Source organism: Streptomyces sp. HP-A2021, assembly GCF_022807935.1.
Taxonomy (GTDB): Bacteria; Actinomycetota; Actinomycetes; order Streptomycetales; family Streptomycetaceae; genus Streptomyces; species Streptomyces afghaniensis.
Genome location: NZ_CP094344.1, coordinates 8,571,816 through 8,586,736, shown reverse-complemented (window position 1 = coordinate 8,586,736; position 14,921 = coordinate 8,571,816). Strand labels below are relative to the sequence as shown.

General features: G+C 72.2%; 15 protein-coding genes. 9 read left to right on the top strand and 6 right to left on the bottom strand.

What is annotated here, in order from left to right:
- The first annotated feature begins 67 nt into the window (after positions 1 to 67).
- On the top strand, positions 68 to 1,120 hold the full coding sequence (locus tag MQE23_RS38720) for an aldo/keto reductase (protein ID WP_243381571.1): 1,053 nt from the start codon (positions 68 to 70) through the stop codon (positions 1,118 to 1,120).
- Positions 1,121 to 1,147: 27 nt separating this feature from the next.
- Here MQE23_RS38720 and MQE23_RS38715 read toward each other — a convergent pair whose 3' ends face one another.
- Together MQE23_RS38715 and MQE23_RS38710 are read right to left on the bottom strand one after the other, a co-directional pair.
- Positions 1,148 to 1,813 carry a MarR family transcriptional regulator gene (locus tag MQE23_RS38715; RefSeq protein WP_243381570.1) on the bottom strand — a complete coding sequence of 222 codons (666 nt, stop codon included), beginning with the start codon at positions 1,811 to 1,813 and terminating at the stop codon, positions 1,148 to 1,150.
- A complete protein-coding gene (locus MQE23_RS38710) occupies positions 1,810 to 3,474 on the bottom strand; it encodes an FUSC family protein (RefSeq protein WP_243381569.1) in 1,665 nt (554 codons plus the stop codon). The genes MQE23_RS38715 and MQE23_RS38710 overlap by 4 nt, the downstream gene beginning before the upstream one ends.
- A gap of 166 nt (positions 3,475 to 3,640) precedes the next feature.
- On the opposite strand from MQE23_RS38710, the gene MQE23_RS38705 reads away from it, so the two are divergent.
- From MQE23_RS38705 to MQE23_RS38685, 5 genes are all read left to right on the top strand, one after another.
- Positions 3,641 to 4,201, top strand: a complete 561-nt coding sequence (locus MQE23_RS38705) for a DUF5134 domain-containing protein (protein WP_037668283.1) — start codon at positions 3,641 to 3,643, stop codon at positions 4,199 to 4,201.
- A 98-nt stretch (positions 4,202 to 4,299) separates the two neighbouring features.
- Entirely contained in the window at positions 4,300 to 5,235 is a 936-nt protein-coding gene (locus tag MQE23_RS38700; RefSeq protein ID WP_243381568.1) for a M56 family metallopeptidase, read from the top strand.
- Positions 5,236 to 5,383: 148 nt separating this feature from the next.
- Positions 5,384 to 6,079 (top strand): phosphatase PAP2 family protein, encoded by a 696-nt coding sequence (locus tag MQE23_RS38695; protein WP_020271676.1) that lies wholly within the window; start codon positions 5,384 to 5,386, stop codon positions 6,077 to 6,079.
- Positions 6,080 to 6,088: 9 nt separating this feature from the next.
- Complete coding sequence (locus MQE23_RS38690; RefSeq protein ID WP_243381567.1) at positions 6,089 to 6,778, top strand: HAD-IA family hydrolase; 690 nt, start codon at positions 6,089 to 6,091, stop codon at positions 6,776 to 6,778.
- Positions 6,779 to 6,934: 156 nt separating this feature from the next.
- Positions 6,935 to 7,621 (top strand): TetR/AcrR family transcriptional regulator, encoded by a 687-nt coding sequence (locus tag MQE23_RS38685; RefSeq protein ID WP_020271674.1) that lies wholly within the window; start codon positions 6,935 to 6,937, stop codon positions 7,619 to 7,621.
- Here MQE23_RS38685 and MQE23_RS38680 read toward each other — a convergent pair.
- Entirely contained in the window at positions 7,609 to 9,111 is a 1,503-nt protein-coding gene (locus tag MQE23_RS38680) for a hypothetical protein (RefSeq protein WP_243381566.1), read from the bottom strand. The genes MQE23_RS38685 and MQE23_RS38680 overlap by 13 nt on opposite strands.
- A gap of 190 nt (positions 9,112 to 9,301) precedes the next feature.
- Between MQE23_RS38680 and MQE23_RS38675 the strand changes: the two genes are divergently transcribed.
- Complete coding sequence (locus MQE23_RS38675) at positions 9,302 to 9,958, top strand: DUF305 domain-containing protein (RefSeq protein ID WP_020271672.1); 657 nt, start codon at positions 9,302 to 9,304, stop codon at positions 9,956 to 9,958.
- A 31-nt stretch (positions 9,959 to 9,989) separates the two neighbouring features.
- On the opposite strand, the gene MQE23_RS38670 is transcribed toward MQE23_RS38675, so the two are convergent.
- Positions 9,990 to 10,448, bottom strand: coding sequence for a DUF6214 family protein (locus MQE23_RS38670; RefSeq protein WP_243381565.1), 459 nt, complete (start codon positions 10,446 to 10,448; stop codon positions 9,990 to 9,992).
- A gap of 208 nt (positions 10,449 to 10,656) precedes the next feature.
- Between MQE23_RS38670 and MQE23_RS38665 the strand changes: the two genes are divergently transcribed.
- Positions 10,657 to 12,000 (top strand): FAD-dependent oxidoreductase, encoded by a 1,344-nt coding sequence (locus tag MQE23_RS38665; protein WP_243381564.1) that lies wholly within the window; start codon positions 10,657 to 10,659, stop codon positions 11,998 to 12,000.
- Here MQE23_RS38665 and MQE23_RS38660 read toward each other — a convergent pair.
- Positions 11,997 to 12,344 carry a helix-turn-helix domain-containing protein gene (locus MQE23_RS38660; protein ID WP_020271669.1) on the bottom strand — a complete coding sequence of 116 codons (348 nt, stop codon included), beginning with the start codon at positions 12,342 to 12,344 and terminating at the stop codon, positions 11,997 to 11,999. The genes MQE23_RS38665 and MQE23_RS38660 overlap by 4 nt on opposite strands.
- Before the next feature lie 119 nt (positions 12,345 to 12,463).
- On the opposite strand from MQE23_RS38660, the gene MQE23_RS38655 reads away from it, so the two are divergent.
- On the top strand, positions 12,464 to 13,543 hold the full coding sequence (locus tag MQE23_RS38655; RefSeq protein ID WP_243381563.1) for an NADH:flavin oxidoreductase/NADH oxidase: 1,080 nt from the start codon (positions 12,464 to 12,466) through the stop codon (positions 13,541 to 13,543).
- A 34-nt stretch (positions 13,544 to 13,577) separates the two neighbouring features.
- Here MQE23_RS38655 and MQE23_RS38650 read toward each other — a convergent pair whose 3' ends face one another.
- Positions 13,578 to 14,885, bottom strand: a complete 1,308-nt coding sequence (locus MQE23_RS38650; protein WP_243381562.1) for a PHB depolymerase family esterase — start codon at positions 14,883 to 14,885, stop codon at positions 13,578 to 13,580.
- Between the last annotated feature and the right edge of the window lie 36 nt (positions 14,886 to 14,921).

Below are 14,921 nucleotides of genomic sequence, written 5' to 3'. Positions count from 1 at the left end.
TCGCTTGTGTTGAAGTGCGCTCCAGCTCCTAGCGTCGTGCGGACGACCTGCCCGGAGGGAAGAGACCGTGCGTTACACACTGTTCGGCAAGACCGGTCTGCGCGTGAGCGAGTTGAGCCTCGGCGCGATGACCATCGGCGACGACTGGGGCTGGGGCGCCGGCAAGGAGGCCAGCGCCCGGATCGTCGACGCCTTTGCGGAGGCCGGCGGCAACTTCATCGACACCGCCAACAACTACACCGACGGCAGCTCGGAGCGGATCCTGGGTGAGCTGCTCCAGGGGCGGCGCGACACGTTCGTGCTGGCCAGCAAGTACACGTGCGGGATCCGCGACGGTGACGTCAACGCCGCGGGCAACCACCGCAAGAACCTGGTCCAGTCGGTGGAGGCGAGCCTTCAGCGGCTGCGCACCGACCGGCTGGACGTGCTGTGGGTGCACGCCCGGGACAACTTCACGCCCGTCGAGGAGGTCATGCGGGCGCTGGACGACCTGGTCCGCACGGGCAAGGTGCTGTACGTCGGTGTCTCGGACTGGCCGGCCTGGGAGATCGCGCAGGCCAACACGATGGCGGAGCTGCGGGGCTGGACCGCGTTCGCCGGTTCGCAGCTGCGCTACAGCCTGCTGGAGCGGACCCCGGAGCGCGAACTGCTGCCGCAGGCCCGGGCGTTCGACCTGGCGGTGCTGGCCTGGGCGCCGCTCGCGGCCGGCAAGCTCACCGGCAAGTACCGCAGGGGCGAGACGGGGCGGCTGGACACCACGGGCGGGGACATCGACCCGCGTGAGGAGGCGGTGATCAGTGCCGTGCTGGAGGTCGCCGAGCAGGGCGGCTGGAGTCCGGCGCAGGTGGCGCTGGCCTGGCTGCTGGCCCGGCCGGGCAACGTGGTCCCGATCATCGCGGCGACCAAGGAGAGCCAGCTCGCCGACAATCTGGGCAGCGTCGACATCCGCCTCGACGCGGACGCCCTCGTCCGCCTCGACGAGGTGAGTGCGGTGCCGCTGGGCTTCCCGCACGACTTCGTCCGCGATCCGGCCATCACGCGGAACATCTACGGCGACCGCTGGCCGGCGATCGAGGACCGCCGCTCCACCCACCGCCGCACGGCGCACGACGTGCTCTGACGGTACGGCGGGGCCGTCGGTGGAGCCTCAGCTCCGCAGCGCGCCCAGACGGCCTTCCAGCTGGGCGAGCAACTCTCCGAGCAAGGCGGCCAGTTCGCCCTGCTCGGGGGCGTCCAGGCCGGACAGGGCGGCGGTCTCGTAGGCGAGTTGGGCGGGCAGGATGCCGTCGACGAGTTCGCGTCCGGCGTCGGTGAGGCGGAGGTGGGCGACCCGGCGGTCGCGGGTGTCGCCGCGGCGTTCGACCAGGCCCCGTTCGGTCAGCTGCTTGAGGCGCTTGGTGACGGCGGCGCCCGAGGAGAAGGTCTCCCGGGCCAGCTCCCCGGGCGTCAGCTCGTGCCCGGTGCGGCGCAGCGCGCCGAGCAGATCGAACTCGGGCCGGCTGAGCCCGGCCCTGCGCAGCGGCGCGTCCTCGGCCTGCTGGAGGAGGGCGGCGCAACGGTTGATCCGCCCGATGATCTCCATCGGCCCGGTGTCGAGCCCGGGATGTACGGCCTGCCACTGCCGGACGACGCCGGCGACGGTGTCGCCCTGCCGGTGCCCGACGGGGTCCCCGCCGACCGGGTCCTGTCCGGCAGCAGGGGACCCGCCGTCCGGGCCCGCTCCTGCCACGGCGGGCCCGTCCGCCCCGGTCGTCGCCTCGGGGCCGTCCCCTGGCCCGCCCCCGTTGGGCGATGGTCCGTCCGTCGCCGTCATGGCCGTGCGTCCTCCGTCTCCGTGTCCGTGCGCCGCTCCGGGAGCAGCCCCTGGCGTCGTGCCGTCGCGGCGAGCGTACGGTGTCCTGCCTGTTCGGCGAGTACGACCCGCTCCTGGGGCAGGGCGGGCAGCCACCATTCGCCGGCCGCCGCGTCGGCGGTGGCGCGCAGATCGGCCAGGGCGGCGGCGAGTCCGCGGCGCGCGGTCTCCAGGGCGGCGGCGTCGGGGTGCTGCTCCGCCAGGAGACGGGCGGCGCGCTCGCGGGCCCGGTCGGCGGCTGTGAGGGCGCGTTCGACGCGGTCGCCCGCACGCCGGTTGGTGACGGCCACGGCGGCGACGAAGCCGACCAGGGCGCCGACGACGGTGTCCACGAGCCGCTCCGCCATCAGCTCGCCCGGCTTCTGGTACCCGGCGAACTCGGTGATGAGCAGGGCCATGGGGGTCACGCAGACGCTGCCGAGCCAGTAGTTGCGGCTGATCAGCAGCTCCGCGCCGAAGCTGAACGCGAGGCAGCACACCACGAGGGCCGCCTCGCCCAGGTGCGCGAGCGGTACGACGGCCGCGAAGACGAGCACGCCTACGACGTTGCCCACCACGCGCTGGACGGCCCGGCTCCAGGTCAGGGCGACGTTCGCCTGGTAGAGCGAGGCGGCGGTGACCAGGGCCCAGTAGGGGCGGCCGATGCCGAGGGCCAGGGAGGCGTAGCCGGCGAGCGCGCAGCCGAGCGCGGTGCGTACCGCGAGCGGGGTCAGCGGGCCGAGCCGCGCCCAGAGACCGCCGGCCGCGTCCACACCGAGCAGTTCGTCGGCGGCCGCCCGCTCCAGCCCGGCCTGTGGGACGGGCCCGGTGCCGCGCAGTGCGCCCGCCCATGCCCGCATCCGTACGGCGTCCGCCTCCGTCGGCGCGGCGAGGGCCACCTCGGCACGGACGACGAGCCGTTCGAGCGCGCGCCGGGTACGGGACCGGACGCTCGTGGACAGCAGGGACTGCCAGGCGGCCTGCACGGCGGCGTAGCCCGCGGCGCGGGCCCGGGCCCGGCCCTCGCCGGTACCGCCCGTGTCGGCGTACGCGGCGGCGGCCTTCAGCGCGGCGGCGGTGGCACGGCGCTCCGGGCCGTGCGGGCGGACCAGCGCGGGCGCCATGCAGACCAGCCAGGCCCAGACACCCGTCGCTGCGGCCAGTGCCAGATGGCCGGGGATCTGGCCGAGGGTCTGCGGCGCGAACAGCGAGGCGGAGCTGACGAACGTGAGGACGACATTGCCGGGCGGCCCGACACGGGTCGCGTCGCACAGCACCTTCTGCGCGGCGGCCAGCAGCGCGCCGACGGTGACCAGCACCACGGCACTGCCGGTGAGCGAGGCCGCGACCAGGGCGACGCCGAGCCCGCCGAGCATGCCGAGCACCACCCACACCAGAGCCCGGGCGCGGGCGGCGTACGGCCGGTTGTGGGCGTACAGCGCGCACAGGGATCCGGCCATCGTATACATCGCCAGGTCGAGCCGGCCGAGCGCCAGCAGGGTGAGGTTGGGCGGGGCGATCGCCGCGACCACGCTCAGCGCGGGCTTGAACCAGATGTCCGAGGGACTGCCGACGCGCAGCACGCCCGCCAGCGGCAGACGCCGGGCGGGCGGGGAGACGGGGGCGGGGGTCGCACTGCTCATGGCAACAACGTTAGCAGGTGTTTTACCTATAAAAGATATGCCCTCGCCTGGTGCGCTCCGTCGAATGCTCCCCGTGTACACCCTTGCGCTCGCGTGCGCGCCGCGTGGCCCGGGCATCGATGGACCGACTGCCGAGCTGACCGACCGTCGAGCGGGGAGGGTGCGCGTGCACGGACCGGCTTCGTCAGGCTGGCTGCTGGTGGCGCTCTGCGCGATGACCGGCGCCTACTGCCTGGTGCGGATGCGCAGCGGCGCCGGGGGGCACCGCGGCACCGCGGGTGGTGAGGCGCTGATGGGTTTCGGGATGGCCGCGATGGCCGTGCCGGCGGCGGTGTTCACTCCGCCGCCATGGGCCTGGCCCGCCTACGCGGTGGTGTTCGGGGCGGCCGCGGTACCCGCGCTGTGGGCGGCGCGGGCGGGTGCGCACCACATCCACCACCTGGTGGGGGCCGGGGCCATGGTCTACATGTCCGTCGTCATGGCCGGCGCTCCCACGCACGCGCACGGGCAGGGGGGATCCGGGGTCCCGCTCCTGACGGGTGCGCTGCTGCTCTACTTCGCCGGGTACGTGCTGCTCACCGGCGTCCGGCTGGTGCCGGTGGCCGCCATGGCGGGCAGCGGGGCCGGGGGCGGCGGGTCCGCCGGGTGGGGCGACCGGCCGGAGCTGGCGCGGGCCTGCCGGCTGTCCATGGGGATCGCGATGGTGGCTATGCTGCTGACGCTGTGAGCAGGACCGTTCGGCAGGCCGTACGGATCCGTTGCCTGCGTCACTTTGGCGCCACAAGCCGTACCCCTGAGCGGCGCATCGCTCATAGGCTGCGCCTCATGATGCTCCCCGCGGCACTGTTGCTGCTCGGCGCCCTGATCGCGGTGGTCGCTCCCCGGCTGCTCGCCCGGGCGGACTGGCCCGATCGTGAGCCGGTCGTGGCGCTGTGGGTGTGGCAGTGCGTGGTGGCGGCTCTGCTCGTGTGCTGTGCGCTGTCGATGACGATCAGTGCGGCAGCCGCCTGGCACGCGGTCGGCGGGCAGGTCTTCGCGACGGCGCCGAGCCCGGTCGCCGAGGCCTACGCCCTCGGTACGGCGGGCCCCTGGGCGGCGACCACCGCCGTGGTCCTGGCCGGCGGCGGCCTGTGGAGCGCGGCGATGCTGGTCCGCGAGATCGGCGGGGCACGTGCCCGAGGCCGCCGTCGGCGTGCCGATCTGCTGGTCAGGGCGCCGCTGATGCCGGGCGAGGTGGCCGTGTCCGGCCGGCTCGTCGTCCTGGAGAGCGAGCGGCCCGACGCCTGGTGGCAGCCCGGCGCTCCGCCGCAACTGGTCGTCACCACGGCCGCGTTGCGCCGGCTGAAGGGCCGGCAGCTGGACGCCGTACTCGCCCATGAGCAGGGGCACGCGCGGGCCCGGCACGACTGGCTGCTGAACTGCTCCTCCGCGCTGGCGGGCGGCTTCCCGCAGGTGCCGGTGTTCGCCGCGTTCCGCGACGAGATGCACCGCCTGGTCGAACTCGCCGCCGACGACACGGCGTCCCGCCGCTTCGGCCGCCTGACCACGGCTCTGGCCCTGGTCGAACTCAACGAACACCGCGGCGTGTTCGGCCCCTGCCCGACTCCGCAGGCCCATGTCCCGGCGCGGGTGCACCGGTTGCTCACTCCCCCGGACCGGCTGCCCCCGGCACGCCGGCTGCGGCTGACGGCGGCGGCCGCACTGGTGCCCGTGGTGCCGGTGCTGGTGGCGTTCGTCCCGGGGCTGCGGGCGCTCGGATAGCCGGGACGCGTGTTCCGCGGCATCTGTGGCATCCGTGCCGGTGCCGAAGGCGTGAGGGTGGCGTCCGGGTGGCCGAAGGGTGCCGTTCAGGCACCGAAGATCGGCTCCGTACTGGATCCGGAGCCCCCGGTTCGGCGAGGATCGCATCATGCACACCCGGTCCGTCGACTCCCCGTCCCGCCCGCAGCACGGCACCGCCGCCCGGTCGGCCGCCGTTCTGGGCCTGTTCTCCACTCTGCTGCTGACCCTCGTCGCGGCCAGATGGAGCCCGCTGATGAGCGCGGACGGAGACATCTCCGCCACCACCCACCGCTGGGCGGTCGAGGAGTCCGGCATCACCCAGGCGTGCCGCATCCTCACCGACTGGGTGTGGGATCCGTGGACCATGCGAGTGCTGTGCGCGGTCGTGGTCGTGTGGCTGGTGGTGCGCCTGGCGGCGCGCTGGACGGCGGTGTGGCTGGCGCTGGCCGTCACGCTGGGCACGCTGTTCCAGCAGGCCCTCAAGGCCCTGGTGGACCGCCCCCGCCCGGTCTGGCCCGATCCCGTCGACTCGGCCCACTACTCGGCGTTCCCTTCGGGACACGCCATGACCGCCACGGTGGTGTGCGGCCTTCTCCTGTGGCTGCTGCACCGGCACGGCGTGGGCCGTGCCGTGTGGCGTACGGCTGTGACCGTGGCCGTCGTGTCCGTGATCGGTGTCGGGCTGACCCGTGTCTGGCTGGGCGTCCACTGGCCGACGGACGTGGTGGGCGGCTGGCTGCTGGGCGCGACGGTGGTGGCCCTGGCGGTGTGGACGCACGAGCACCGGCAGCCGCGCACCCACCCGGACACCGCCGCCTCGTAGGATCGCCCCATGACGGCTGTGCTCTTCGACTTCTCCGGAACGCTCTTCCGTGTCGAGTCCACCGAATCCTGGCTGCGCGGCGCCGTGGCCGGCGCCGAAGTCCCCTTCACAGAGGCCGAACTGACCGTCACCGCGCAGGCGCTGCAGGCGGTCGGGGCGCTGCCGGGCGGTGGCGGTCCCGCTCGGGTGCCGGAGGAACTGGCCGACGCCTGGCTGATCCGCGATCAGAGTGCCGCACTGCACCGGGCCGCCTACACCGGCCTGTCCCGCCAGGTCACGCTGCCCGACCCGGCGTTGCACGACGCGCTGTACGACCGCCATATGACACCGGCGGCATGGACCCCGTACCCGGACGCCGTCGAAGTGCTGCGCACGCTGCGGGAGCGGGAGATCCCCGTCGGGGTCGTCAGCAACATCGGCTGGGACCTGCGCCCGGTGTTCCGCGAGCACGGCCTGGACCGCTACGTCGACGTGTACGTCCTGTCGTACGAGCACGGCATCCAGAAGCCCGATCCGCGGCTGTTCGCCACCGCCTGCGAGGCGCTCGGCGCCGATCCGCGCCGGACGCTCATGGTCGGCGACGACCGCAGGGCGGACGGCGGGGCCACCGCCCTGGGATGCGGGGTGCACTTCGTGGACCACCTGCCGGTGACCGACCGGCCGGACGGGCTGCGGCCGGTCCTGGACCTGGTGAGCTGAGGCCACCACCAGGTCACCTGTTCGTCTGCTCGCCCGCCTCGGACGATCCCCCGTGTCGCCCGAGGCAGACGGCATCGCCGGCCCGGACCGCACGGGTCCTGGCCGGACGCCTCTGAGTATAGTTGGCTGGCAGCCAGTCAACGCAGGAGTTACAGCATGTCCCCGCGCAGCGCCTCGGTCAATGAAGAGTTGCGGAGGCGTTCGAAGGAGCGGCTTCTCCAGGCGGCGGTCGAGCTGGTCGACGAGCGCGGCTTCGAGGCCACGACGCTCGGCGACATCGCCGACCGGGCGGGTTCGGCCCGCGGTCTGGTCTCGTACTACTTCCCGGGCAAGCGCCAGCTCGTGCAGTCCGCCGTGCACCGGCTGATGCACCGCACGCTGGAGGAGGCGCTGGAGCGCGAGCCGCGTACCGAGGACGGCCGGGAGCGGATGGCGCGGGCCATCGACGCCATCCTGGGGCTGGCCGGGGACCGGCCCGTGCTGATGCGCCAGCACATGGCCGGGCTGTTGCAGGCCGAGGGCTTCGTGCCCTGCCCGGAGCAGCGGCGCCTGGCCGAACTGCTGCGGGACACCGTCGCCCGCCACGGGTCACGGGACGTCGACAGCGACTACCCGATGCTGCGGGCCCTGCTGATGGGTGCCGTGTACGCCGCCCTGGTGCCGGGGGTGCCGATGCCGGTCCCCGTACTGCGGGCCGAGTTGTTCAAGCGCTACCGGCTCGACTGGGAGCTGGGTGTCCCGCCGGAGACCGGAGCCTCCGGCGGGAGGAGCGACAGGGATCTGTCGCGGTTCTTCGCGACCGGGGACGCACCGGAGTGCGGTCCGCAGGGTCAGTCGAAGTAGTCCGGCTGCGTCTGCACGTTGAGCTCACGCAGGTGGACCCACCGTGCCGGGTCCGTGCGCCGGTCCTTGATCTTCAGGACGTCGAAGCCCTTGGTGATCTCGTTCGAGTAGATGTAGCCGTTGTAGTAGTACGCCGACCACGAGCCGCCGAAGGTCAGCTGGTCGGTGCCGATCGGGCCGCGTTCGAAGTAGGCGATCTCCCTGGGCTTCGAGGAGTCGGTGAACTCCCAGACGGAGACACCGCCCTGGTACCAGGCCTGGACCATGAGGTCCTTGCCCTTCACCGGGATCAGCGAGCCGTTGTGGGCCACGCAGTTCTCGGTGTCCGCCTGGTGGCGGGGGATCTTGAAGTAGCTGCGGAAGACGAGCTTGCGCTTGTCGCCCTTGCCGACGATGTCGTAGATGCCGTCGGCGCCGCGGTTCGGGCCGGTCGCCTCGTTGCAGGTGGCTCCGCTGCCGCCGCCCAGCTCGTCGGTGAACACGACCTTGTTCGCGGTCTGGTTGAAGGTCGCCGAGTGCCAGAACGCGAAGTTGACGTTGTCCTGCACGCGGTCGATGACCTTCGGGTGCTCCGGGTCCTTGACGGAGAACAGGATGCCGTCCCCCATGCAGGCGCCCGCGGCCAGGTCCTTCGACGGCAGCACGGTGATGTCGTGGCAGCCGGTGGTCTTGGACACGCCCGGGTTGGTGGGCCCGCCCGGGTTGCCGCCGCCGTCCGGCCCCTCACCCGGGAACAGCACCGGGAAGCCCACGACCGCCGCCTTCTCGGGGGCATTGCGCGGCACCTTGATGACGGAGATGCCGTCGTGCGGCGGCTGGCAGTCCGGGTACGTGGCGTTCGGCGAGTACGAGGAGACGTACACGTAGACGTTCCGCCGCTCCGGCACCAGCGTGTGGGTGTGCGAGCCGCAGGCGGTCTCGACGGCGGCGACGTACCTCGGGTTCCGCTTGTCGCTGATGTCGAAGACCTTCATGCCCTCCCACGAGGACTTCTCGGTCGCCGGCTGCGTGGTGCTGCTGCAACTGCTGTCGCTGCGCGAGGAGTCGGTGGACAGGAACAGCAGGTTGCCGGAGACGGAGATGTCGTTCTGCGAGCCCGGGCACAGCACCTGGGCGACCGTCTTCGGTGCCTTCGGGTTGCTGATGTCGAAGATGCGGAAGCCGTCGTAGTTGCCGGCGAAGGCGTACCTGCCCTGGAAGGCCAGGTCCGAGTTGGTGCCGGGCAGCACGTCCTTGGGGATGTTGGCGACGTGCTCGATGTTGGCGGAGTGGACGATCTGGTCCTGGCCGGGTATCTCGCCGTTCTCGATGGCCTCGCGCGCCTCTGCCTGCGCGCTCTTGGAGACTCCCTTCGGCGCGACCGGAGTGTCCCCGGGATCGGGGACCGCACCGGCCGGCGCGGCCGTGAGAAGCGCGGCCAGCAGCCCGCCGGCTGCTGCGGCAACTCCCAGTCGTCTGCGCCGCGTTCTGCGGTAGTTCAACAGGATCACTGTTTTCCTCCCTGGTTCCGTTCACTGCGGAACGGTTCACGCACCACGCAGTATCGTCTTCGCCATGCTCATACCAACAGGGGGCAACAGAATCGCAATGAAGTTTCTCGATCATTGAGCCGCGAAAGCGTGCTAGGACGGTCTAACACTCACGAGGTGTCTTCCAACCCGCCTGCCACAGGAGGTCGTTGTGCTCTTCCGCCGCGCGTCGTCCCGCGCGTCCGTCGTCACGACGGGGCTGGTCGCCCTGGCCGCGCTCATGACGGGGGGCTGCGACTCCGGTCCGGACCGGAAGCCCGCCGCGGCGGACGGGCCCGCCGTGATCGCACCGGGTGAGCCCGGCGAGCCGAACCGCACCCTGTCCGCCGAGGAGGCCGCCGGCCGGCGCTCGGAGAACGACTCCCCCAACTCGGCCGACGTCTCCTACGCGCGCATGATGATCGAACACCACGCCCAGGCCCTGGTGATGACCGAACTCGCCCCGCAGCGCGCGCAGTCCACGAAGGTGAAACGGATCGCCGCACGGATCGCCGCCGCCCAGAAGCCGGAGATCGAGGCCATGAAGGGCTGGCTGAAGTCGTACGGCAAGCCGCTGAAGGCAGAGCGGCACGAGCACGCCGTGATGCCCGGCATGGCGACCGAGGCACAGCTGAAGAAGCTCCGCGCTGCCGACGGAAAGGCGTTCGACCAGCTCTTCCTGACGCTGATGACGACCCATCACCAGGGCGCGATCACGATGGCCACGGACGTGAAGGGGCAGGGCAACAACATCCGGATCGAGGAGATGGCCGACGAGGTGATCGCCCAGCAGACGAGCGAGATCACGCGGATGCGGGACATGCTCTAGGTGTGCCGTCCGGGCCCGGCTCCGGGCCCGTTCAGCGCCGGGCGCGGCGCGGTGCCAGGAGGCCGGCGTCCCGGGCCTGGCCGATCAGTCTGAGGGCCTTGCGGCGGCTGTGGCCGGTCGCGCACATCACGGCGAGGACCGGATCGGCACCGTCCTGCTGGGCAGCGCGGTACTCCTGCGCCACCAGCCACCGCCCCTCCGCACCGCGCGGCCAGGCCGGCCGGGCCCGCCGCCCCTGGCCTCCGCAGCCTTCGGGAGCCGTCCCGGCTCCGCACGCCTCGGCCAGTGAGTCCTCGATCCAGTCGGCGAGCACCGCCAGGTCGTCGAGGGACAGCGCGGGCTGCGCCCGTACGTCCTCCACGCCGACGCATCCCCCGGCCAGGACGGCCAGTGCGTCGACGTGGGCGCCGTCCGTGAAGGCCAGCCGGACGTCGAACCACCGCGTGGCGTTCTCGTTCTCCCGGACCTCCCACGCGGGCCGCACGGACACCGCGCTGTCCGCCGGAGAGCGATCAGAGAGATTAAGAAAGGATGCTTCCAGCACACACAGAACGTAACCGAATGATCACATTCCATACAGATCGGACACGCGCCCGAGCGGAGCACAGCACCCTGTCAGCGGAGCCCGGCCGGTGCGATGCTGGAGGCATCAGCGCTCTTGTGAGATCCCTCGGGATCACCGGGTAAGGAGATCCGCCGTGCTGCGAGTCGCCGTCGTAGGCTCCGGGCCGAGCGGGTGCTACACCGCCCAGAGCCTCGTCCAGCAGGACCCCGGGGTGCGCGTCGACGTCCTGGACCGGCTGCCGTGCCCGTACGGCCTGGTCCGCTACGGAGTGGCTCCGGACCACGAGAAGATCAAGTCGCTCCAGAACAACCTGCGCACGATCCTGGAGCACGACCGGGTCCGGTTCCTCGGAGGCGTCCAGGCCGGTCCCGGCGGGGTGCCGGTCGCCCGGCTGCGGGAGCTGTACCACGCGGTGGTGTACTGCGTGGGCGCCGCCACCGACCGGCATCTGGGCATCCCCGGGGAGGACCTGCCGGGCAGCTGGTCGGCGACCCAGTTCGTGTCCTGGTACAGCGCCCACCCGGACGCCGTGGACGCCGGGTTCCTGCGGGACGCCCGGTCGGCCGTGGTGATCGGCGTGGGGAACGTCGCCGTGGACGTCACCCGGATGCTGGCACGCGGCCTGGCCGAGCTCAGCCCGACCGACATGCCGCAGGCGGCCCTGACGACACTGGCGGCGAGCCGGGTGACCGAGATCCACATGGTGGGCCGGCGGGGCCCGTCGCAGGCCCGCTTCACCACCAAGGAGCTGCGCGAGCTGGGCGCCCTGCCGGAGACCGACGTCATCGTGGACCCGGCCGAGCTGGCCCTGGATCCCGGATACACCGACCCGTCGGCCCTGCCCGCCCCGCAGCGCCGCAACGTGGAGGTACTGCGCGGCTGGTCCGGGACACCGCCGAGCGGCGCCCCGCGCCGGATCCGGCCGCGCTTCTTCCTCCGCCCGGTCGAACTGCTCGCCGAGCGGGGCCACGTGGGCGCGGTGCGGTTCGAGCGGACGGCCCCGGACGGACACGGCGGCGTGGCGGGCACGGGCCGCTTCGAGGACATCGAGGCACAGCTGGTGCTGCGCTCGGTGGGCTATCGCGGAGTGCCGCTGGAGGGGCTGCCGTTCGACGCGGACAGCGGCACGGTGCCGAACCGGGCCGGGCGCGTCCTGCGCGAGGGCGTCGTCACACCGGGCGAGTACGTGGCCGGCTGGATCAAGCGGGGCCCGACGGGCGTCATCGGCTCGAACCGCCCCTGCGCGAAGGAGACGGCGACGTCCCTCCTGGAGGACGCGCCCGCCCTCCTGGCCAGGACCGTCCCCGACAACCCGCTCACGGCCCTGCGCGCGGAGGGCGCCACCCCGGTCGAGTGGACGGGCTGGCAGTCGATCGAACAGGCAGAGGCGATGCTGGGAGCGTCACTCGGCAGGAACGTGGTGAAGCTCCCCGACTGGCAGTCCCTCATGACCGCCGCGCACGGCGACGCGGTCTAGCCACCACGGACAACCTGGCGAGCCGCGGCATCGAGCAGGGCATCCAGCAAACCCGGGAACAGCTCATCCAGATCCTCCCGCCGCAGCCCGTTCATCTTGGCCGTCCCGCGATACACCTGCCGAATCACCCCGCTCTCCCGCAACACCCGGAAGTGATGCGTGGTCGTGGACTTCGTGACCGGCAGGTCGAAGTGCGAACAGGACAACTCCCCGCCGACCCCGGCGAGCTCCCGCACGATCCGCAACCGCATCGGGTCGGAGAGCGCGTGCAGCACCCCCTCCAGCCGGATCTCGTCACGCACGGGATGCGGCAGGTCGCGGCTGCTGACGGTGGGAGAGGTCACGGCGGCTCCACTTTCCTTCGGGGATCCCATAGTACGAGAACCCTCGTAGTTTGACATCCGCCGTACTACGATGCCTATCGTACGAGTCGACATCGGCCCCGTGACGAATGGAGTCCGCCGTGACCGCGCTCTTCGAGCCCTGCACCCTGCGCGATGTGACGATCCCGAACCGCGTGTGGATGCCCCCGATGTGCCAGTACTCGGCCGCACCGGAGGGCCCGGAGACCGGCGCCCCCACCGACTGGCACTTCGCGCACTACGCCGCCCGCGCCACCGGCGGCACGGGCCTGATCATCGTCGAGGCCACCGCGGTGTCACCGGAGGGCCGCATCTCGCCGTACGACCTCGGCATCTGGAACGACACGCAGGTGGAGGCGTTCCGCCGCATCACCCGCTTCCTCACCGCGCAGGGCACGGTGCCTGCAATCCAGATCGCTCACGCGGGCCGCAAGGCTTCGACCGACCGCCCCTGGAAGGGCGGCGCCCCGGTCGGCCCGGACGCCCACGGCTGGGCGTCCGTCGCGCCGAGCCCGGTCGCCTTCGACGACCGGCACCCCGTCCCGGCCGAGCTGACCGTCGACCAGATCAAGGACGTGGTCGGGCAGTTCGCGGCCGCGGCCCGCCGTGCGCTCGCCGCCGGGTTCGAGATCGCCGAGATCCACGGCGCCCACGGCTACCTGATCAACGAGTTCCTCTCCCCGCACTCCAACCACCGCACCGACGCCTACGGCGGCTCGTACGAGAACCGCACCCGCTTCGCGCTCGAAGTCGTCGACGCCGTACGGGAGGTGTGGCCGGACGACAAGCCGCTGTTCTTCCGCATCTCGGCGACCGAATGGCTCGACGAGGGCGGCTGGACCGCGGACGACACCGTCCGCTTCGCCGCCGACCTGCGGGCCCACGGCGTCGACCTGCTGGACGTCTCCACCGGTGGCAACGCCTCCGGCGTCCGCATCCCCACCGGTCCCGGCTACCAGGTGCCCTTCGCCGCCCGGGTGAGGCAGGAGACGACGCTGCCGGTCGCCGCGGTGGGGCTGATCACCGAGGTCGAGCAGGCCGAGAAGATCCTGGCCAACGGCGAGGCGGACGCGGTCCTGCTCGGCCGCGAGCTGCTGCGCAACCCTTCGTGGGCCCGGCAGGCGGCGCGGGAACTCGGCGGCGAGGTTCGGGTGCCGGACCAGTACCACCGGTCCGTTTGAGCCGGCACCCGAACCCCGAGGCACACCGCTTGCGTCAACCGGTCGCGCACGCCGTCCCGTTGAGGGTGTACGCGGCCGGTGCGGCGCTGTTGCCGCCGTGACTGGCCTGATAGCCGATGCTCACGCTCGCGCCCGGCGCGATGGTGCCGTTGTAGGACACGTTGGTCGCGGTCACCGACCCGGACGAGGGCGTGTAGGTGGCGCCCCAGCCGCCCGTGACCGTCTGCCCGGCCGGGAGCGAGAAGCCGAGTTTCCAGCCGCTGACCGTCGTCGTACCGCTGTTGGTGATGGTCACGGAGGCGGTCAGGCCGGTGTTCCAGGCGTTCACCGCGGCCGTCACCTTGCAGGCGCCGGGCTGAGGCTGGGGAGCCGGGCCCGACTTGTCCAGGCCGAAGAAGGTGAGCACGCGGGACGCCATGCCCTGGGCGTACAGATTGTGACCGATGCCCTGGAGGCTGACGGCCTCCACGGGGGCCTGGTCGCCCGTGCCGCCGTAGCGCGTGCGGGTCCAGCCGGACTGGGGTGTGTCGGTGGCGGCCGGCGTCTGACTCACGCCCTGGACGTTCGTCCACTGTTTGATCTGCTCCCCGAAATTGGGGTAGCGCAGGACGTCGTCCTCGGTGCCGTGCCAGATCTGCATCCGCGGGCGGGGGCCGCTGTAGCCGGGGTACGCACCCCGGACCAGGTCGCCCCACTCCTTCGGGGTGTGGGTGACCGTGCCGCCCGAGCAGTTGCTGTTCCACTCGGAGCCGTCGGCGGTGGCGAAGCAGGCGAACGGCACGCCGGAGAAGGCGGCACCGGCCGCGAACACGTCGGGGTAGTCGCCGAGCAGGACGTTCGTCATCATCGCGCCGGAGGAGATGCCCGTGGCGAACACCCGGCCGGTGTCGGCATCGTAGGTGCGGGTCACCCAGTCGATCATCGACTTGACGCCGACCGGGTCGCTGCCGCCGCCGCGGCGCAGTGCCTGGGGCGAGGAGACGTCGAAGCACTTGCTGCTGCGCGTGACCGACGGGTAGAGCACGATGAACCCGTACCGGTCGGCCAGGGTGTCGTACTCGGTGCCGTTGTACATGTCCGGGCCCGAGCCGGTGCACCAGTGCACGGCGACCACGACCGCCGGGTTCGGCGTGACGCTCTCCGGCACGTACAGGTACATCCGCAGATTGCTGGGGTTCGTACCGAAGTTCGTGACCTCGGTGAGGGTCGCGGTGGGTACGGCCTTCTCGCGGGCGGTTTCGCGGGCGGCGGCCGCGGGCGCCGTGAGGGCGGTGGCCGCGAGCAACGGCAGCAGCGCGGCGAGGAACGCGAGGAGCATCGACCGCAGCGGTCTCCTCGTCATGGGCTGGGGGGTGGCAGGCACGTCCGGGGTCCCTTC

Coding starts and splice junctions, on each gene's coding strand:
- MQE23_RS38715 (WP_243381570.1), bottom strand. CDS start 1,813: ATGACGGCGACGGACGGACCATCGCCCAACGGGGGCGGGCCAGGGGAC.
- MQE23_RS38710 (WP_243381569.1), bottom strand. CDS start 3,474: ATGAGCAGTGCGACCCCCGCCCCCGTCTCCCCGCCCGCCCGGCGTCTG.
- MQE23_RS38700 (WP_243381568.1), top strand. CDS start 4,300: ATGATGCTCCCCGCGGCACTGTTGCTGCTCGGCGCCCTGATCGCGGTG.
- MQE23_RS38695 (WP_020271676.1), top strand. CDS start 5,384: ATGCACACCCGGTCCGTCGACTCCCCGTCCCGCCCGCAGCACGGCACC.
- MQE23_RS38690 (WP_243381567.1), top strand. CDS start 6,089: ATGACGGCTGTGCTCTTCGACTTCTCCGGAACGCTCTTCCGTGTCGAG.
- MQE23_RS38685 (WP_020271674.1), top strand. CDS start 6,935: ATGTCCCCGCGCAGCGCCTCGGTCAATGAAGAGTTGCGGAGGCGTTCG.
- MQE23_RS38650 (WP_243381562.1), bottom strand. CDS start 14,885: ATGACGAGGAGACCGCTGCGGTCGATGCTCCTCGCGTTCCTCGCCGCG.